Annotated in this window: 20 protein-coding genes; 18 read left to right on the forward strand and 2 right to left on the reverse strand. The window is 63.3% G+C overall.

The genetic code is table 11. From position 1 onward, the window contains the following. Positions 1-7 precede the first annotated feature (7 nt). Positions 8-781 carry an XRE family transcriptional regulator gene (locus V473_RS13650; protein WP_148648406.1) on the reverse strand — a complete coding sequence of 258 codons (774 nt, stop codon included), beginning with the start codon at positions 779-781 and terminating at the stop codon, positions 8-10. A gap of 11 nt (positions 782-792) precedes the next feature. Here V473_RS13650 and V473_RS13655 point away from each other — a divergent pair, with 11 nt between their 5' ends. The 18 genes from V473_RS13655 (at position 793) to V473_RS13735 (ending at position 16,417) form a co-directional block, all read left to right on the forward strand. After that, on the forward strand, positions 793-1,074 hold the full coding sequence (locus tag V473_RS13655; protein ID WP_066606004.1) for a hypothetical protein: 282 nt from the start codon (positions 793-795) through the stop codon (positions 1,072-1,074). Continuing rightward, complete coding sequence (locus tag V473_RS13660) at positions 1,071-1,577, forward strand: phage regulatory CII family protein (RefSeq protein WP_148648407.1); 507 nt, start codon at positions 1,071-1,073, stop codon at positions 1,575-1,577. Before V473_RS13655 ends, V473_RS13660 begins: the two co-directional genes overlap by 4 nt. Further along, positions 1,574-2,251 (forward strand): hypothetical protein, encoded by a 678-nt coding sequence (locus V473_RS13665; RefSeq protein ID WP_066606008.1) that lies wholly within the window; start codon positions 1,574-1,576, stop codon positions 2,249-2,251. The genes V473_RS13660 and V473_RS13665 overlap by 4 nt, the downstream gene beginning before the upstream one ends. After that, positions 2,248-2,700 (forward strand): hypothetical protein, encoded by a 453-nt coding sequence (locus tag V473_RS13670; RefSeq protein WP_066606010.1) that lies wholly within the window; start codon positions 2,248-2,250, stop codon positions 2,698-2,700. Before V473_RS13665 ends, V473_RS13670 begins: the two co-directional genes overlap by 4 nt. Next, positions 2,697-3,278 carry a hypothetical protein gene (locus V473_RS13675; RefSeq protein WP_066606013.1) on the forward strand — a complete coding sequence of 194 codons (582 nt, stop codon included), beginning with the start codon at positions 2,697-2,699 and terminating at the stop codon, positions 3,276-3,278. The genes V473_RS13670 and V473_RS13675 overlap by 4 nt, the downstream gene beginning before the upstream one ends. After that, positions 3,275-4,246 (forward strand): phage Gp37/Gp68 family protein, encoded by a 972-nt coding sequence (locus tag V473_RS13680; RefSeq protein ID WP_066606021.1) that lies wholly within the window; start codon positions 3,275-3,277, stop codon positions 4,244-4,246. Before V473_RS13675 ends, V473_RS13680 begins: the two co-directional genes overlap by 4 nt. Next, positions 4,243-4,938 (forward strand): DNA-methyltransferase, encoded by a 696-nt coding sequence (locus V473_RS13685; protein WP_066606024.1) that lies wholly within the window; start codon positions 4,243-4,245, stop codon positions 4,936-4,938. The genes V473_RS13680 and V473_RS13685 overlap by 4 nt, the downstream gene beginning before the upstream one ends. Continuing rightward, positions 4,935-5,135, forward strand: a complete 201-nt coding sequence (locus V473_RS23625; RefSeq protein ID WP_148648408.1) for a hypothetical protein — start codon at positions 4,935-4,937, stop codon at positions 5,133-5,135. Before V473_RS13685 ends, V473_RS23625 begins: the two co-directional genes overlap by 4 nt. Then, positions 5,132-5,494: a hypothetical protein gene (locus tag V473_RS13690; protein ID WP_066606027.1), complete on the forward strand. Its 363-nt coding sequence runs from the start codon at positions 5,132-5,134 to the stop codon at positions 5,492-5,494. The genes V473_RS23625 and V473_RS13690 overlap by 4 nt, the downstream gene beginning before the upstream one ends. Continuing rightward, entirely contained in the window at positions 5,491-5,925 is a 435-nt protein-coding gene (gene ssb, locus V473_RS13695; protein ID WP_066606029.1) for a single-stranded DNA-binding protein, read from the forward strand. Before V473_RS13690 ends, ssb begins: the two co-directional genes overlap by 4 nt. Before the next feature lie 94 nt (positions 5,926-6,019). After that, positions 6,020-9,043, forward strand: coding sequence for a phage/plasmid primase, P4 family (locus tag V473_RS13700; RefSeq protein ID WP_148648409.1), 3,024 nt, complete (start codon positions 6,020-6,022; stop codon positions 9,041-9,043). A 260-nt stretch (positions 9,044-9,303) separates the two neighbouring features. Then, positions 9,304-9,756, forward strand: a complete 453-nt coding sequence (locus tag V473_RS13705) for a DUF6362 family protein (protein ID WP_066606033.1) — start codon at positions 9,304-9,306, stop codon at positions 9,754-9,756. 361 nt (positions 9,757-10,117) lie between these two features. Continuing rightward, the gene (locus V473_RS13710) at positions 10,118-10,414 is read left to right on the forward strand and encodes an HNH endonuclease signature motif containing protein (RefSeq protein ID WP_148648410.1); all 297 of its coding nucleotides are present in this window, start codon (positions 10,118-10,120) and stop codon (positions 10,412-10,414) included. 50 nt (positions 10,415-10,464) lie between these two features. Further along, positions 10,465-10,947, forward strand: a complete 483-nt coding sequence (locus V473_RS13715; protein ID WP_082679165.1) for a hypothetical protein — start codon at positions 10,465-10,467, stop codon at positions 10,945-10,947. Between the two features lie 5 nt (positions 10,948-10,952). Further along, positions 10,953-12,707 carry a terminase large subunit gene (locus V473_RS13720; protein ID WP_066606038.1) on the forward strand — a complete coding sequence of 585 codons (1,755 nt, stop codon included), beginning with the start codon at positions 10,953-10,955 and terminating at the stop codon, positions 12,705-12,707. Between the two features lie 66 nt (positions 12,708-12,773). After that, the gene (locus V473_RS13725; RefSeq protein ID WP_216628556.1) at positions 12,774-14,024 is read left to right on the forward strand and encodes a phage portal protein; all 1,251 of its coding nucleotides are present in this window, start codon (positions 12,774-12,776) and stop codon (positions 14,022-14,024) included. Beyond that, entirely contained in the window at positions 14,017-15,015 is a 999-nt protein-coding gene (locus V473_RS13730; protein ID WP_082679143.1) for a head maturation protease, ClpP-related, read from the forward strand. Before V473_RS13725 ends, V473_RS13730 begins: the two co-directional genes overlap by 8 nt. Before the next feature lie 13 nt (positions 15,016-15,028). Further along, a complete protein-coding gene (locus V473_RS13735) occupies positions 15,029-16,417 on the forward strand; it encodes a phage major capsid protein (RefSeq protein ID WP_082679144.1) in 1,389 nt (462 codons plus the stop codon). 343 nt (positions 16,418-16,760) lie between these two features. On the opposite strand, the gene V473_RS13740 is transcribed toward V473_RS13735, so the two are convergent. After that, a complete protein-coding gene (locus tag V473_RS13740; RefSeq protein WP_019052503.1) occupies positions 16,761-18,131 on the reverse strand; it encodes an IS1380 family transposase in 1,371 nt (456 codons plus the stop codon). Positions 18,132-18,190: the final 59 nt, after the last annotated feature.

An 18,190-nucleotide genomic window follows, 5' to 3' on the forward strand; every position in this document is an offset into this window, starting at 1 on the left:
CTTCCTCCTAGAGTTCTCGACCAAACCAGATAGCGCGCCCATGGATGCGCAAGTCATCGGCGTCCACTTCGAAGTCAGGTCCGCCAGCGACCTTGTTTTCCGATGCAATGAGAATTCTGCCATGCCCTGCCGCACGCAGCCGCTTCAGCCCATGGGCACCGAAATGGTCAATCCAGTAGATGCCATGGATGCGGTTCAGCGTCCGCTCTGCCGTGTCGATCAACACGCGATCACCGGTGCGTAAGGTCGGCTCCATGCTGTCGCCGATCCCGCGAATTTGCCGCAACTGGTGGAATGGTGATCGGGTCAGGATGCGCAGATGACCGATATCCCATTTGACCGGTTCTTCCTCGATCATATCCTCGATCAGCGTCCCCGGTCCCATGGAGACGGACAGGTCGAGCGAAATGATATCGACCGTGCCGTCTTCGGCTGAAGCGTTCCGCGTCGGCAGTCGATCCGGTTCGACATGATGTGCTGGCGCGCCGTTCGCTGCGCCTGGTGTAATGATATCGCCCACAGTGACGCTCAAAGCGCGCGCGGCCTTTTCGATCCATTCTGACGACAGGCCGCGCTGGCCTTTCTCCAGGCGTTCGACCTGCTGCGGCGTCGTGCCCATGCGCTTGGCCAACTCGGGCCGCGCCCAGCCCTTGGCTTCCCGAAACGCCGCAATGTTGTTGGCAATTGTCATGCTTTCTCTTGCACCAAATTGGTGCCGCACGCCCATACTCCAAATTGGTGTTGACAGAATGGTGTTGTTAGCACCATATCGGTGTCGCACGGAGGATTTGCATGTTGCTTCAAGACTGGTTGAGCGAAAACGGCCTGAGCAATGGCCAGTTTGGCGGACGGATTTCCCGGACGGCCGAGGCGGTGCGCCGCTATGCCAGTGGCGAACGCATCCCCGATCGTGAAACGATGGCCGCCATTGTTCGCGAAACTGGCGGCGCGGTCGTGCCCAATGATTTTTATGGCCTCGCTGGTCATGTCGATGGCGATACCGCCGCCGATGACGAGGTGTCGCCCGGTAAATCGGAAGAGCTTACCGCAGCGCAGCAAAGCGAGGCGGCGTGATGGGACGCTCCGTCACCCTTTCCCCCGAACAGCAGTCTGGCTGCGCCAGCTTCAAGGCGTTGGTGCGGGCGTTCGGCGGGCAGGAAGCGGCCGCCGGCGAAACCGGCGTGCGGCAACAGAAAATCAGCGACATGGGCCTGTCCAATGTCGCGGAGTTCCCCACGCTCGACCTGATCGACACGCTGGAGGATCGCACGGTCGGCCTGCCGGGCTGGCCTCACGTCACCAACTGGCTGTGCCATCGGCGCGGCGGCGTGTTCGTGCCGCTGCCGCACGGTGAAGACGATGCCGACGGCATGATGGTGACCGTCGCCGAACTGGCCGGAGAGCTGGGCGATGTGTCGCGGGCCATTTCCGACGCGGTGTGCGCGTCGGGCGATGGCGGGCGCGATGTCACCGCCGCCGAGGCTGCTGCCGCGCTGGCCGAGCTGGATGGCCTCGATCGCACATCGGCGCAGCTGCGCCTGAAACTGATGTCCAAGATGAAGGGAGAGCCGAAATGAACGATCTGAGCGGTTATCGACCGTTCCGTTTGACCGCGTTCAAGGACGCGATCATGGGCGGCGGCCTCTATTCCGGGGCGCAACTGATCATCGCGTGCCAGTTGAAGCATCTGGGCTTTGTCGAGGCGCGGCCGTCGAGCAAGGGCGCGGTGGCGCTGGCCGACTGGCTGATCGCCAAGGCCGACTTCCTCGAAAAGCCGGTGCCGGGCTGTCATCCGCTGAACAGCGGGACGACGATGGAGCGCATCCTTGCGGGCGATATCCTGCCCGAAGAGGAATTCGCGCTGGCGCTGGCCGAGGCTACCGAGGGCGCGGTGCTGCCCGAGATGTTCGGCCTGCCCAGTGATACAGGATCTTCCGCGTCGGGGACTTCCCCCCTGACTGCCGGCGCGGAAGGGAAGGCGTCGGAGCCGGGTTTACTCACCCCTGCCCCGGCTTCGGCGCCTTCGATTATCGGCGATCTTCCTCCGCTGGGCGTGCTGGGCGGCGCGCTGCCAGCGGGGCCACTGTTCCACCCGATTGCGGACGCGCGGATGCCCAACGGCTTCGTGCTGACCGGGTGCGGCATCGCAATCAGTCTGGACGAAAGCACCGCCACCGCGATGCGCGACGCGCTGTCCGTCGGCATTGGTTATCTGCGTGGCGCCGCCCGCGAGCGGAGGGCCGCCGCATGATCGTGCAGGACAAGGTGCTGACGGCCTGGCTGGCCATAGCGAAACAGGGCGAGACATTGGTCTATGCGCGGGCGACGGCGCTGTCGGTGAAGTCGCCCGTCGCCGCACGGGTGCGCGCCCTGGCCGAAACCGGGCATGTCGTATTGTGCCAGCAACGGCGGGCGCATGGGCCGGGGGATGAGAATTTCCGGTTCATCGTGCGGCGGACGGGCAAGGCGCTGCCGGCAGCGGACGGATCGCGCAAGGTCGTTGGGGTTCGTCCGCTGCCCGCGCACAAGCCGCAGGACAAGCGCACCGGCGCGTGCGCATCGGTCGCGCGCGATATTGCGCCGCATGTCCGGTCGATCCTTGCCGAGGGCGGGCGCCGCAGCGCCGAGACGATCGCGCGCGAGCTGGGCCTGTATAGCGCGCAGCCGGTGCGCGTCGTCATGGAAAGGCTGGCGGCGTGAAAGACTTCACCCCCACGGCCGAACAGATCAGCCTGCATGGCCTCGGCTTCATTCAGGTGAAGCTGCCCGCCAGTCGCCGGCTGCATGTGTGGCATCCCGATCTGCCGCGCCGCAGCTGCTACGCCTGGTCGGCGATCCATAATCATCGCTTCGCCTTCCGCTCGACCGTGCTGATCGGGTGTCAGGCCAACCGTCGCTGCATCGTGGCGGCGGCCGAGGATGGCAGCCATGATCGGGTGTCCCATGACGGGCCGCGCAGCGAGACAGGCGGGCGGCAGTCCTATGTCGCCGAGCGCGTCAACGTATGGCCCGGCGCGATCGAGCAGCATGGCCCCGGCGCCAGCTATATCATGCAGCCGCTGGAATATCATGACACGCCCAATGACGGCATCGTCGTGACGCTGATGGAAAAGCTGCGCGAGGGCGCGGTGCATGCGTCGTCGCTGATCGAGCATGGGCGGGCATTCGACCAGGGCTTCGACCGGTTCCAGCTGGATGCGGACGACCTGTGGGCCGTGGTGGTCGACGCGCTGAAGCATAGCGCGGGCGTCGATATGGCGAAGGTGCTGGCGGCGTGAGCGATGGCACCAAGATCGAGTGGACCGATGCCACGGTCAACGCCATCAACGGCTGCACCGTCGTCTCGCCAGGCTGCACCAACTGTTATGCGATGCGTCTGGCGGGTACCCGGCTGCGCAGCCATCCTTCGCGTGAGGGCCTGACGCAGCCTAGCAAGGCCGGGCCGGTGTGGAATGGCGTAGTGCGGCTGCATGAGCCGGCCCTGTCGCTGCCCCGGCGCTGGCGCAAGTCGCGCATGATCTTCTGGAATGCGCATGGCGACATGTTCCATCCTTCGGTGCCGGTGGAATGGATCGACCGCTGTTTCGACGAAATGGAGGCGACCCGGCATCATGTGCATCAGGTGCTGACCAAGCGGCCTGAGCGGATGGCGGCCTATATCCGGGCGCGCTGGGCGCTGCCGTCGAGCGTCAACGCCTTCTATGATCTGCCTGAAACCGTCCAGTTGTATCAACCGCGCCAGAACATCTGGCTTGGAACATCAATCGAGGATCAGGAGCGCGCCGAAGAACGGGTGCCCCACTTACTGAACACCCCTGCCGCTGTCCGATGGCTATCCTGCGAGCCTCTGCTCGCACCGATCGACCTCACGCAAATTGAGGATCGCGTTGTTTATAATGGCTTCACAGTCAGCGCGCTGACTGGTTGGGGTGGCTTCGACTATCCCGTCCCCGGTCCGCAAAGCTCGCTGCCAAAGATCCATTGGGTCGTTGCCGGGGGTGAAAGCGGGCGCGGTGCGCGTCCGATGTCGTTGAAGGCGGCTCGCAGCCTTCGTGATCAGTGTCGTCAAGCTCAAGTGCCCTTCCTCTTTAAACAATGGGGCAATTACCTGCCGGCGGGTCAGGTTCAGACGAGCGGCCGGCGCTGGGCGCCTCTTTGCGGCACGTCTCTCTACGCCACCAAGGGCATCACGGGCCGTCTTCTTGACGGCTGCGAACATAACGACATGCCGAGGATCGCAGCATGATCGAGCGCGACATCGTGATAGGAAATGCGCGCCTGATCCTCGCCGACAGCTACAAGGTGCTGCCAACGCTGGGATGGGTCGATGCGATCGTTACTGATCCACCCTATGAGTTCCGCGCTGAAGGTGGCGGCATGTATCGGGCTGAGCGGAAAAGCATGGATCAGATCCTTGATGAGGGTCTGTCTGACGGTTTCGATCACAGCATCATCAATCCCCTGCTGTGCGGATCGGTCGTGGTTTTCTGCCATAATGACCAGCTGCCCAAGATCCTGCCCTATCTCGATGGCAGTTTTGAGCGGCAGGCCGTTTGCATCTGGCGGAAGAAAAACCCGCAACCGGTGGCGAACAAACATTATCGCCCGGTGATGGAATTCTATGTCCATGCGTGGAATCGGGGCCATCACCCGCATGGGACGCTGGACGAACTCGATCGCATGATCGTTGCCATGTCGCCTCGGGGCGAAGCGAAATTCGGGCACGCCACCGTCAAGCCTGATGCGGTGATGGACAAGATCATCCGCAACGTCGCGCCTGGAACGATCTGCGATCCGTTCATGGGTACAGGATCGACCGGCGTTGCGGCGCTGAAGGCCGGGAGGCGCTTCATCGGGATCGAGAATAATCCGGCGCATTTCGACACGGCTGTCGGTCGGATTCGGGAAGTCACGTCGGCGCTGGCGGTGGCGGCGTGAGCGCGATCGAGCGGCCTGCCCGGTGCGGATGCGGGCGTAATCCGGTCATGCGCAGCCGCGTGGTCGAGGATGACGATGTAGCGACATGGGTGGAGTGCCCCGGATGCCAGCGCGCCGGGGCCGAGACGATCGATAGCGCGCGCAATGAGGCTGCGGCCATCGCGCACTGGAATGGCGGCAAGGGGAGAGTGTGGTGAGCCAGTTCGACCAGTTTACGCGCTGGCAATGCCCGCGATGCTGCGAAGCCGGCATCGATAGCTGGAACAAGGCTATGTTCGACGGCATCGCCAACGATCCGGCCAATCCGCCTAATCCATGGATTTTGGGCGACAATTGTTGCCATTGCGGATGGCCCGTCGTCACCCGTTACACGGTGCCGGAAGAGGCCCCGCGCGCGATCGTCAGTCCGGACGGTCGCTTCGACTATGAGGCGGCCGCTTTCGACAGCATCGCAGCCGATCCAGCATCGGCCATCACGTTAAGCCCGACCCCTGCCCGCGATGCGGACTGGAGCCGTGGCTGCCTTCATGCGAAACATTCAGGGAGCGCCCAATGACCGCCTGCATCAACAAGGTTTCCGTGCTGGGCTTCCTCGGCGAAGACCCGAAAAGTGCGGACATGCAGGGCGGCGGCACCGTCGTGCGCCTGCGCGTCGCGACGACCGAGCATTGGACCGCCGCCGGTGGCGAGCGCAAGCAGGCGACCGAGTGGCATAGCGTCGTGATCTACAACGAGGCGCTGGGCAAGCGGGCGATGTCCTATCTGCGCAAAGGCAGCGCCGTCTATGTCGAAGGGCCGCTGCGATACCGCAAATATACCGGTCGCGACCAGATCGAGCGGACGGCGTCCGAGATCGTCGTGCCGAAATTCGGCGGCGACCTGAAGCTGATGGACAAGCGCCAGGACGATGCGGCGCGGCAGGAAGTCAGCGGTCGCAATCGTGCCGCCGGCGAGCGGTCCGATCTGGACGATGAAGTGCCTTTCTGACGCCCGATCGGGCGCCCGCGCCCGACTCTGACGCCAGCACCGATGACTGATTGACCGGGGCGCCTTGCGCGGCCGCCGGGGGGAATTTCTGACTGTGAGCCAATCCGCGCCGATGTTGTCACCGCTGGGCCAGGCTGCCCTCAGCTATGCCCGGCGGGGCTGGCCTGTGTTTCCGTGCCGCGAGCGCGACGAAACGATCACGCTGCATGGCGGCAAGGAACGAGTCCTGAAGGCCAAGGCCCCCTATGGCGGCAATGGCGTCAAGGATGCGACCCGCGACGAAGAGGTCATCAAGGGGTGGTGGAAGCGCTGGCCCGATGCGATGATCGGGCTGGCGATGGGCCATAACGGCCTGTTCGCGCTCGATTTCGACCCTCGCACCGACGAGGATACGGGCGAGGTCTTCACGCTCGACACGCTGAAGGCCGCGCTGGTCGAGCAGATGGGGTGCGACCTGCCCCGCAGCCTGTCCGCCATGACGCAGAGCGATGGCGTCCATGTCTATCTGCTCCAGCCCAAGGATGGCGGCGAGCCGATCCGCAACCGTGGAAACCTGCCCCGGCATGTCGACGTGCGCGGGCTGGGCGGTTATGTGATCGCGCCGCCGTCGATCCTCTATCGCGAGGATGGAAGCGAGGGGCGCTATAGCTGGCTGTCGAACCGGCATGACGATCCGGTCGAGGCGCCGCCGGCGTTGGTCGAGATTTTGCGGTCGAAGGGCAAGAAGGCGCGTGCCGACGTCGATCGGCCGCGCGCGGCCGTGGCGGCAAGCGATGCGCCGGCGGGACGGCCCGCCGATGCCAACCAGGCCGAATATGATGCGATCCGCAAATATGGGCTTTCCGCGCTGGAGAAGGAATGCCAGCTGATCCGGTCGGCCAAGTCAGGCCTGCGCCAGAACCAGTTGAACGAAAGCGCGTTCAATATTGCCACGCTGGTCGCCAGCACGCCTTATCCGGCGGTGGACGCGCGCTTCGCCCGCCTGGCGATCGAAGCGGCGGCGCGGGACAATCCCGGCGACGACGACGATCGGCAAATCGACGCCACCATCACCAGCGGCTGGACCGCCGGGGAGGCTACTCCCCGCAATCTAACGGACGTCGCGACGCGCGCGCGCCAGCGCGCGGAGCGTCCGCATCGTTCCTCCCGCTCGTCCGCCTCCGCCCCTCCCCCTTCGACTGATTATGGCGAGCCAAGCTCCCAAGAGGGAGGGGAAGGCCGCGAAGCCCATGAAAAGGGGGCGGGGGCGGTCCCAGATGCCGTCCTGACGCTGGAATGCGCGCGTTACCCGATGACGGACCTGGGCAATCTGGAGCGCTTCATGGCGCGTTCGGGCCGCGATTTCCTGTGCGTGGCGGCGTGGGCCGAAAGCAGTTCGTCGCCCGGCTATATCGCATGGGATGGCACTCGCTGGAACAGGAGCATGGCCGACGCGCTGTTCGGCATTGCGGCGCAGCGGATGGTGCGGAGCATTCAGGAAGAGGCCGATTATGTTCGGGCCAGCGGCGTTCCCTTCCCGCCGGAAGAGGGCGATATCGAAATTGAGCATGATGACGATCCCCGTCTTGAAGGTCCGTTCTACAAAGATCAGGAAAAAGACGAAGTAGAGGATGAAGACGATCCGCTGTGGTACAAGAAGGCGAAAGATAAAAAGCGCAAGTTCAAGTCGGCTGTGTGGCATTATCAGCGCACTTTGGCACGTCAGACTCGCCATGACGGGCCGCGTCATGACTATATCGTGCAGGTCAAGAGCAACGGCGATATCGTTCTATATTCCGACAAGCTGGCGGCATGGGGGCGCACGTCGGAGAGCAGCGGGCATATCGAGTGTCTGCGCAAGCTGGCCCCTCCCCGCCTGTCGGCGCGACCGGAAGAGTTTGATGCCGATCCGCTGGCGCTGAACGTCCAGAACGGCACGCTGGTGTTCCATCGGCCCGATGGCGGCCGTACTGCGCGCGTGGAGCTGCGCGAGCATCGGCGCGAGGACAAGATCACGAAGATCGCGCGGGCGGCCTATCAGCCCGATGCGCTCTGCCCGCAATTTGACGGCTTTCTGGCGCAGGTGCAGCCTCCGGCCGACATGCGCGACTGGCTGATGCGCTGGTCGGGCTATAATGCGCTGGGCATCGCCGATGCGCAGGTGATGGCGCTGTTCTACGGCGAGGGATCGAACGGCAAGGGCGTGTGGGTGCAGACCCATGCCCATATCCTCGGCGACTATGCCTGGGCGACCGGCATCGAAACCTTCATGGACTCTGGCTTCAAGCGCAATGGCGGCGGCCCTTCGCCGCACCTGGCAGCGCTGGCCGGTCGGCGCATGGTCTATGCGAACGAGCCGGAGGATAATTCCAAATTCTCAGATGGGCTGGTCAAGTCGCTGACATCCGACGAGCCGATCGGCGGCGTGCGCGAGCTCTATGGCCCCGCGTTCGAATTGCTGATCACCTTCACCAATACGGTGATGGCGAACAACCTGCCCCGCATCGGCACCGACTTTGGCATCCGACGGCGTATGCAGGTGGTCCCCTGGACGATTATCATCGCCAAGGAGGATCAGGACCCGCTGCTAAAGGCCAAGTTGCGGTCGGAGATGTCGGGCATCCTCAATCGGATGATCGAGGGCGCGCTCGCCTATCTGACGGACGGGCTGACCATGCCCGACGCTATGGTCGAGGCGACGCAGGCCTATCATGAGGATAACGATCTGCTCGGCCAGTTCCTGGCCAAGTGCGTCGCCCGGGAGCCGGGCAACACGGTCGGATCGACCGCCCTGCACGAACTGTTCGTCGCCTGGCAGACCTGGTCGGAAAACCTGCCCCAGACGGGCAAGCCATGGTCGGCCAAGAAGCTGCGCGCCGAAATGGAGCGCAAGAGCTTCAAGATCAACAAGTCCAGCACGATGAAGTGGCAGGACATCGTGCTGCGATATGATCCGATCGACTTCATCGACAATGGCAAGCCGGTCGAGCGCGATTTGCCGCCTCCCCGGCACCCGGACATGCCGTCGGCCGGAGCGCCGCTGGGTGCGCCTGCGTCACAGCCGGTGGCTGACACGCCCCCCGTTCCCCCCTCGCCGTTGCCGCCGATGACATTCGACGACGATGATTTGCCGCCTTGATCCTCCCTCACTCCCTCCGCTGGGAGGATGGGTTTGGCCCGTACTTCGCAGATTTCCGGGGCTTTGGGAGCTTCGGGGAGCTTGGGAGGGAAAATGACCAAACCCCACGGATGCGCGGGCACACGCGCGTGACACATGCGCGCAGGCGCGCGCGAACTTCTTAGGATTATCCTCCCATGCTCCCACACGACGACTATCCCATTGATAACTATAACTCTCTTCCTCCCATATCTCCCTCCCAAGAGAGGGAGGAAGGGAGGATGTATAGTTTTGCCGATGTCGAAGAGCGATTGGTCGAGGCGATGCTTGTCATGCGGCGCATGTCGGACCGGGAAGCGGGCTGGTTGCGGGTCAAGGCGTGCTGGCCGGATATCGTGCGCGAGCGCAATGCCGGCGACTATGATGCGCGGGGCGGTGACATGGGGCCGGCGCCATTGCGGCCGCTGCCGGCTTCGCGCCGTGACATCGCCGACATGGAAGAGGCGTTCGGGTGGGTGATGGCGGTCAAGCCGGAAGAGCGGAAGCTGATCGGGCTGGCCATCACCGCCCTGTCGCGAGGCGTGAAGCAGGTGCCATGGATGCAATTGCGCAAGCCGATGGGCGTGAAGCTGGGCGCTGACGGGCTGCGGATGCGCTACGGACGCGCCATGCACAAGGTCACGAAGGCAGCAAATGCAGCGATTTCAAAGGCTTTGCTATGTCAAACGGTATAAGTTTCGGCCTTACAATTATGTTTGTTCGGATTGAGGCCTGTTTCAGCCTATAGATATCTACGCTTGGGAACGGCCTATGGCTGAACGCGGCGATCCTCTCCTAACCTACAGTGCCCGCCTGGTCCTTGCCCGGCGGGCACTGTCGTTTTCGAGGGATGCTGACCGGCGGGCATGGGCGGTGACGGGCAACCGGTGGCCACCCCTCCCCCCGAACGGGTCCTTACCCGGCCCTGCCCCTAGTGCGGTGGGGCGAGGTGCGACGGTCGGCGGTTCATGCCGTCATCGTCATTATGAACTTTGTGAACTGAACCGGAGCCAGGACATGGGACGATTGACAGCCCTCGGCTCTCGGCTTGGTTCGATGCCTGCGAGAGTGCGTGCCGCGCCCAAGGTGGCAGAAGGCTTCTATTCATCGCCGGGCTGGCGCGAGCTGGTTCGGGATCGCAAACGTGATGCCGACTATGCCGCCGCGAAACGGCGGGCCAAGCCGGGCGAACGGCTGATCCTCGATCATAAGGTCGAGCGCAAGGATGGCGGCGCGGACCTCGATCCGGCCAACACCGAATGGCTCACCAACTCGGAGCATCAGGCGAAGACGGCGCGGGCGCGGGCCGCGAGGGCGCGGGGCGAGACGTGGGGGGGTGGGTCAAAAGTCTAGAAGGCTGGCGGCGCCATCACCGCCGCCTCTCTCATTTGGAGATTTTTTTTGTGGCTGAGGAATTTTCGGGGGTCGATCTGTTCGGTGACCCGATCATTCCGCGACAGGAAGGCCGTGGGCGACCGGAACATGGCTGGTCACTCGAAAACTCGAACAAGGTGCTGCTGGCCTTCGCCAAAGGCCTGAGCGTCAAGGAGGCGGCAACGGCAATCGGGATGTCGGTCCCGACGCTGCGCAAACATTATTTTGCCGAGGTCGCGAAGCGATCAGCTGCCCGCCTGCGGATGGAGATGACCCAGCTGGCCCGCCTAAATTCGGCGGCGCAGGGGGGCAACGTCGCGGCCGAGAAAGAATTGATGAAGCGGCTCGACAAAGCCGCGCTGGCTGAGTTGTCCGATCGTGTCGCCCACCGTGACCATGGTCCGGTCAAGTCCACGTCTGAAAAGCTGGGCAAGAAGGCGGCGGCGAAGGATGCGGCAGGGCAAGTTGGCGGCAAGTTCGCGCCGCCCGCCGCTCCCAGGCTGATCAACTAGTCGGGGTGCCGGTCTGGTCGACCGCCTGCCTCGACTGGGAGGCGCGGATAGTTGAACGGCGGTCACTAATCCCGTTCGATCCACTGTTCCCCGATGAGGCGGCGGCAGCGCTGGCGGTGTTCAAGTCGCTGCGTATTGTCGACGTGCCCGGAATGCCAACCTTCGGCGAGGCGTGCGAACCGTTCGTATTTGATTTCGTCGCTGCGATCTTTGGCGCCTATGACCATGGGCAGGCGCGTCGCCTAATTACCGAGTTCTTGCTGCTGATCAGCAAGAAGAATGCCAAGTCGACGATCGCGGCCGGGATCATGGTGACGGCGCTAATCCGCAACTGGCGGCATTCAGCCGAGTTGCTCGTGCTGGCGCCGACGAAAGAGGTGGCGAACAACGTTTTCGTGCCGGCGGCCGGCATGGTGCGCAACGATCCGGAATTGGCCGCGCTGCTCCATGTTGTCGAGCATCAGCGCATCATCAAGCATCGGGTAACCGAAGCAGAACTTAAGGTGGTGGCGGCTGACACGGATATCGTGTCGGGCAAGAAGGCCGCGTTCGTACTGGTCGAAGAGCTATGGCTGTTCGGCAAAAGAGCGAACGCGGACGCGATGTTGATGGAAGCGACGGGCGGCATGGTGTCGCGGCCGGAAGGTTTCGTCGTGTATCTCTCGACGCATAGCGACGAGTCTCCGGCGGGCGTGTTCAAAGAGAAGCTTCAGCTTTTTCGGGATGTCCGAGACGGCGTGATTTCCGATCCCCGCAAGCTGGGAATATTGTACGAATATCCGGCGTCGATGATCGAGGATCAGGCTTATCTCGAACCGGCAAACTTCTATGTCACCAACCCGAATATCGGGCGGTCGGTTGATCCGATCTGGCTGACCGAGAAGCTAGCGGAGGCCCAACGCGGCGATGGCGGTGCGTTGCAAGTGTTCCTGGCGAAGCACCTGAATGTCGAGATCGGTCTTCGCCTTAGCCGGGATCGGTGGCGAGGTGCGGACTATTGGGAGGCGGCGGCAGATAGGACGCTGACGCTCGCTAGTCTGCTGGATCGCTGCGAAGTCGCGGTGGTCGGCGTAGACGGTGGAGGACTGGACGACCTCTACGCGATCTGCGTTGCTGGTCGCGAACGCGGTACCAAGCGCTGGCTTTATTGGGTTCGCGCCTGGGTCGATGAGGGCGTGCTGAAGTTGCGGTCGGAAATTGCGCCGCGCCTGCGCGACTTCGAACGGGATGGTGACCTGGTCATCATGGGCCATAATGGTGGCCCGCCCCTCGACGATATCGAAGAGGATGAAGACGACGTACCACCCGCCGACCTGCTGGATGATGAGCGGGACGTGCGCGAGATCGTCGCCATTGTCGAACAGGTGAAGGATCGTGGTCTGCTGCCCGAAAAGAGCGGCGTCGGCCTAGATCCCGAAGGCGTAGGCGCGCTGGTCGACGCGCTGGCGGAGATTGGGATTGTCTTTCCGCAACTGGTATCCGTGTCACAGGGATATCGACTGGCATCGGCCGTTTGGTCGCTTGAGCGAAAATTGAAGCGCAGCCGCGCCGTGCATTGCGGGTCTGGCCTGATCAACTGGTCGGTGAGCAATGCGAAAATCGAACAGAAGGGTAACGCAGTTGTGATCACGAAACAGATCTCCGGCAAGGCCAAGATCGACCCGGTGATCGCCGCTCTAAATGCGACCAAATTGCTGGAAATGAACCCAGCGGCGAAGCCCGTATCAGTCTATCGCTCGCGCGGCATCGTTCGGGTCTGATCGCATATGCCATCGCCTGACGACTACCGCGCTGCCGCCGGCTACCGGCGGTCGCATGGCGGAGCCGTGCGCGTCGACCGCACAGTACGTCCGACGGTGCAGGCATTCACTGCAATGGATTTCGACAGCCCGGTGCTTCAGGAATTCGTGCGCGGCGGACGAACCAGCTCGGCCGGCGTGCCGGTGACCGAAAAGATGGCGCTGCGTAACAGCACCTTCTTCCGTGCAGTCAACCTCATCGCCGGCAGCATTGGCATGTTGCCGACCCATCTGATGCGCCGGTCGATAGTGAACGGGCGAGAGAAGATCGAGAAGGCGCGTGATCACGCGCTCTTCCGTATCCTGCATAAGCGCCCGAACCAGTATCAGACTGCCTTCGAATTCAAGAGCTATATGCAGACGCTGGCTCTGCTGGACGGCAATGCTTATGCGCTGATCATACGCGGCATCGTGCGCGGCAAGGCCAATCAGGTGATTGCGCTAATCCCGCTTCCGCGCAAGAGCGTGACGCCGAAGCTGTCCGACGACTGGAAGCTGACGTTCGAATATCGTCGTCCCAAGGGTGGCACTGTCACACTGCAACAGTCGGATGTGTTCCATTTCCGTCACCCGGTGACATGCGACGGCCTGCGCGGTCTCGATCTGGTCGATATAGCGGCGAACGCGATCGGCATCGCCAGTCAGGCGGAAAAGGCAGCGGGCAAGCTGCTTAGCGGCGGGGTGATGGCCGGCGGCGCACTGGAGACTGAAAAGCAGCTTGGCACTGAAGCGATTGAACAGTTGCGCGACAGCCTGCGTGAAGACCATTCGGGCGCGGAAAGCGCCGGGGAATGGATGATCCTGGAAGAAGGGCTGAAAGCCAGGCCTTTCATAACGTCCGCCAAAGACGCGCAATATGACGAGATGCGCAAGCGCCAGGCTGAAGAGGTTTCGCGTATTACGGGCGTTCCTCGCCCGCTGCTGATGTTCGATGAAACGAGCTGGGGCAGTGGCATTGAACAACTGGGACTGTTCTTTGTCACTTATTGCCTGATGCTCTGGTTCGTCGCGTGGGAGCAGGCGATCGAACGGTCATGCCTGACAGTTGAAGAGCAGGACGCCGACGAATTGTACGTCAAGTTCAACGAGGGCGCGCTGCTGCGCGGCTCGCTGAAAGATCAGGCGGAGTTCTTCGCAAAAGCCCTAGGGCAGACCAACCCCTATCGGACAGCCAACGAAGTTCGCGGCGCGTTCGATCTCAATCCGATCGATGGCGGCGATGAATTGCCGCAACCCTCAAAATCTACGCCACCATCGAAGGAAAAGGACGATGAGTGATCCCAAGCAGCCGGGCGCAAAGCCTGCCGCCGTAAAGACGGTGGGGGTTCGCCCGGCCCCCGGCGCCAAGCCGGTGCAGCCTGCGCCTGGCCGCCCCGCTTCGATCCTGGGCAAGGTGCAGGGTCGCAATCGGCCCGGCGCGCTCCCGATTCCGGCGAGCCGTGAAGTCAGCGCCTTTTCGCCCGCCACTGTCCTTGATCGCTGGAACGCCGATGCCGCCGGCATCCGCCCGGCAGCGCTGGAGGCCGGGGACAATGTCATCACGATGTTCGATATCATCGGCGAGGATTGGTGGACCGGCGGCGGCGTCACCGCGAAAAAGGTTGCGTCGCAGCTGCGCGCGATCGGCGACCGGCCGGTGGAAGTCCAGATCAATAGCCCCGGCGGCGATATGTTCGAGGGACTCGCCATCTATAACGTGTTGCGCGAGCATCCGCAGGACGTGACCATCAAGGTCATGGGCATGGCGGCATCGGCCGCCTCCGTCATCGCTATGGCGGGCGACACCGTCCAGATCGGGGCGGCATCATTCCTCATGATCCATAATTGCTGGGTTTATGCCGCCGGCAATCGCAACGACATGATGGAGGTTGCTGACTATCTGGCGCCCTTCGATCAGGCGATGGCCGACGTCTATGCCCAGCGCAGCGGCCAAAAGGTTGCCGATTGCGCGAAGTGGATGGACGCCGAAACCTATATGTCAGGGTCGGTCGCCATCGATCGCGGATTTGCGGACGAGTTGCTGGCCGCCGACCAGACCAAGGTCGATGAAAAGGCCAAGGCATCCGATCGCGATGTCAATGACGTCCGCGCCATGGAAATGGCGCTGATTTCCAGCGGGATGACGCGCACCCAGGCGCGCGCCCGCATCAAAAGTCTCAAGGGCACGCCCGGCGCTGCCCCTGACCCCGCCGACACGCCTGGCGCTGAAGGCAACGAAACCGGCTGGATGGCTGCTGCGCAGTCCTTCCTTGCCGAGATCCGCAAGTAACCAGGAGTGTAAGATGAAGTATCATTCCAAGGCCGCCCTATCGGCGGTGGCGACCCTGCTCGCCCATCCCTTCCGCACGATGTTCGCCGCCCGCAAGGGCGAACTGACCCTGACCGCGCCTACGCTCGCCCCTCGCGAACTGCCGGTGCTGCCCCGCGCGCTTATCGGCGCGACGGTGCGCGCAGACGTGACCACCGATCCGAAGGCCATGATCGAGCAGCTTCAGGCGGCGCATAAGGAGTTCCGCGACACGATTGAGGCGAACATCGGCGCGAAGGCCGATGGCGCAGAGGTCACGGAAAAGCTGAACAAGCTCAACGGCACCATGAACGCCCTGGAAACGACCCTCAACGAACATGCGTTGAAGATCGCAGCGGCGTCCATGAACCCCAGCGGCCAGAAGGTGGCGCCTGCCGACCCGGAATATTCGAACGCCTTTGCGTCGTTTATGCGCACGGAGAGCGCCGAAGATCATCGCAAGCTGATGGCTGCGCAGAAGGTCGGTCCCCGCGCCGCTATGTCGGAAGGCGTGCCCGCCGATGGCGGCCTGCTGACGCCGATCGAGTGGGATCGCACCATCTCCGGTCGCCTGAAGCTCATCACGCCGATGCGCCAGGAATCGACGGTTATCTCGATCTCGAAGGCTGGCTTCACCAAGCTGTTCACCGATCGCACGGTCGGCAGCGGCTGGGTGGGCGAAACGGCGTCGCGCCCTGCGACCGCCACGCCGCAGTTCACCGCCCTGCCCTTCGGACTTGGTCAGCTCTATGCGAACGCCGCGGCGTCGCAGGATGTGCTGGACGATGCCGAAATCGATCTGGAAAACTGGCTGACCGGTGAAATCGAAACCGAGTTCTCCCGGCAGGAGGGCATCGCCTTCGTCGGCGGCGACGGGACCAACAAGCCCTATGGCTTCCTGACCTATGCCACCGGCGGCGCGGCTGCGGCCCGCCACCCCTGGGGTGCGATCGAGGTGGTGACCAGTGGCAACGCCACCGCCATCACCGCCGACAAGGTGGTGGACATCGTCTACAAGCTGCCGGCGGTCTATACGCCCAATGCGAAGTTCTTCACCAACCGGTCGTCGCTCGGCGCCGTCCGGAAGCTGAAGGATGGCCAGAACAATTATCTCTGGCAGCCGACCTTTGTCGCCGGGCAGCCGTCGACGCTGGCAGGCTATCCCGTTGTCGACATGCCTGACATGCCGAACATCGCCGCAGACGCGCTCTCGCTGGCGTTCGGCGACATGCGCGAAACGTACCTCGTTATCGACCGTATCGGCTTCCGCGTCCTGCGCGACCCCTACACCAACAAGCCGTACATCTGCTTTTACTGCACGAAGCGTGTCGGCGGGGGCGTGAAGAACCCGGATTCCATGAAGGTCATGAAGATCGGCGCCTGATCCTCGCTAGCCTGACCGGGCCGGTTCACGCCGGCCCGGCTTTTCGAAGCGCCGCGAGCGGGGCGGGGTTTCGACAAGCCAAGGAGACTTTCCATGAACGATGTGACCAAGCTGCTGGACGGCAGCGTTGACGATGTGAAGGGCGGCCTCGCCGACCTGTCCCATGACGATCTGCTGAAGCTTAACCCGGATTATTCGTGACGTTGTTCGCTTCGGCGGTCCGCGTTTTTCGGTGCCAGCCTGTATGTGATCAGGACGAGGGATTTCGCTGCGTCTATTTCACCGCGGATATTTGATAGGCTTGCGAGTTGGAGGGAGCGGTTCTGACGTGCGGCCGGGGCGGCTATGTCGGGGCAGGCCTGAAGGCGGCCGCAATGGCCCGGAAGGTGCTGGCCTCGGGACAGGCTGACGCGAAGGCGATGCGGATGCGGGTTGCGGTTTCGATCACGCGGGCGGCGACCTTGAGGAGCCGCAGGCGCAGCGTGGCGAACTCGGCGGCGGCGAGCGCGCTTGTCTTGGGTATCGCCTGCTGGATGCGCCACATCAGCCAATAGGCGGCGGTATGCAGGATCAGCCGCATCTGGTTTGCGTTGGCCGATCGGCATGAAGTTCGATCGCTGCTGAGCTGGCTCTTGTGCCGCTTGATCAGGTTTTCGGCCTGACCACGGGCGCAGTAAAGGCTGTCGTAGATGTGCTCGGCCGAGCCTTCTGCCAGGGAAGTGACGACGTAGCGGATGTCCATGCCCAAGGTGCTGGCTTCGATCCGGGCGACGACGCGGCGCTGACACTTCCAGCTTTTCGCCCCATAACGGATTTCGGCATAGCTGCGCAGCACCACCCGGTTTTCCTCGGCACGCTGGACGGCACAGGCATCGGCGGCGGCCACGATGTCGGGATTGGCACGCAGGGCGGCGTTGGTGGGAAGGCCGAAGACATAGTCGATGCCATGTGCCTCGCAGAAGGCCATGACCTCGGGCCTGCCATAATGCCCGTCGCCACGGACGGTGATGTGCGTAGCGGGCCAATGCTGGCGGATATGCCGCACGAGGCGCCGGATGTGCCCGGCGGCCTCCGCACCCGAGGGCGTCTTGCCGGTGCGCAGCAGCATGGCGACGGGGCGGCCCGTCGCCGTATCGTACACGTGGATCGGCAGAAAGCATCGCTCGCCATGGTGACCGTTCCAGAACGAAAGTTGCTGGTAGCCGTGCACGACGTCGCAGGTGTCATCGATATCCAGCGTCACCGCTTTGGGCGGTTTGGAATAGCTGGCGCAGTAGATGCCGACCATCGCAATCATCATCCGTGCCAGTTCGCGCGTGGTCGGGGCGTTCTCCCACCGGCTCATCGTCGGCTGGCTCGCCAGACCGACCCCTGCCTCCGGCGACTTACCCAGCGCCAGGCGAAACCCCGGATCGTCACGCAGGGCGTCGAGGTCGTCGGCGTCCTCGTAGCCGCAGGCGATCGCCAGAACCCGCGCCCGCAGGATATCATCCACTCTATGGATCACCCGCGCAGGGTCGCGCGGGTCGGCGATGCAGGCGGCAAGGCGCTTGCAGATACCCATCTCCCGCTCGGCCTGGGCCAGCAGCACTACACCACCGTCCGAGGTCAGTCGCCCTCCGTCGAAGGCGCCCGTCACCTTCTTGCGCAACACCGCTGGAAACGAAATCACCGCCGCGCTATCGTGGCTCTCGGCGGGTGTGGCCTGTGGCATTTTTTGCCTCGCTGCAGGTTGGTCTAGACATCCAATTTCCTACAGCAAGCCAAAGGCTT

This window comes from Sphingobium cupriresistens LL01, assembly GCF_001046645.1.
GTDB lineage: Bacteria > Pseudomonadota > Alphaproteobacteria > Sphingomonadales > Sphingomonadaceae > Sphingobium > Sphingobium cupriresistens.

What these genes read in the sequence shown, in the direction of transcription:
- V473_RS13655 (WP_066606004.1), top strand. Translation starts at nt 793, where the DNA reads ATGTTGCTTCAAGACTGGTTGAGCGAAAACGGCCTGAGCAATGGCCAG.
- V473_RS13665 (WP_066606008.1), top strand. Translation starts at nt 1,574, where the DNA reads ATGAACGATCTGAGCGGTTATCGACCGTTCCGTTTGACCGCGTTCAAG.
- V473_RS13670 (WP_066606010.1), top strand. Translation starts at nt 2,248, where the DNA reads ATGATCGTGCAGGACAAGGTGCTGACGGCCTGGCTGGCCATAGCGAAA.
- V473_RS13685 (WP_066606024.1), top strand. Translation starts at nt 4,243, where the DNA reads ATGATCGAGCGCGACATCGTGATAGGAAATGCGCGCCTGATCCTCGCC.
- ssb (WP_066606029.1), top strand. Translation starts at nt 5,491, where the DNA reads ATGACCGCCTGCATCAACAAGGTTTCCGTGCTGGGCTTCCTCGGCGAA.
- V473_RS13705 (WP_066606033.1), top strand. Translation starts at nt 9,304, where the DNA reads ATGTATAGTTTTGCCGATGTCGAAGAGCGATTGGTCGAGGCGATGCTT.
- V473_RS13710 (WP_148648410.1), top strand. Translation starts at nt 10,118, where the DNA reads ATGCCTGCGAGAGTGCGTGCCGCGCCCAAGGTGGCAGAAGGCTTCTAT.
- V473_RS13730 (WP_082679143.1), top strand. Translation starts at nt 14,017, where the DNA reads ATGAGTGATCCCAAGCAGCCGGGCGCAAAGCCTGCCGCCGTAAAGACG.
- V473_RS13735 (WP_082679144.1), top strand. Translation starts at nt 15,029, where the DNA reads ATGAAGTATCATTCCAAGGCCGCCCTATCGGCGGTGGCGACCCTGCTC.
- V473_RS13740 (WP_019052503.1), bottom strand. Translation starts at nt 18,131, where the DNA reads ATGCCACAGGCCACACCCGCCGAGAGCCACGATAGCGCGGCGGTGATT.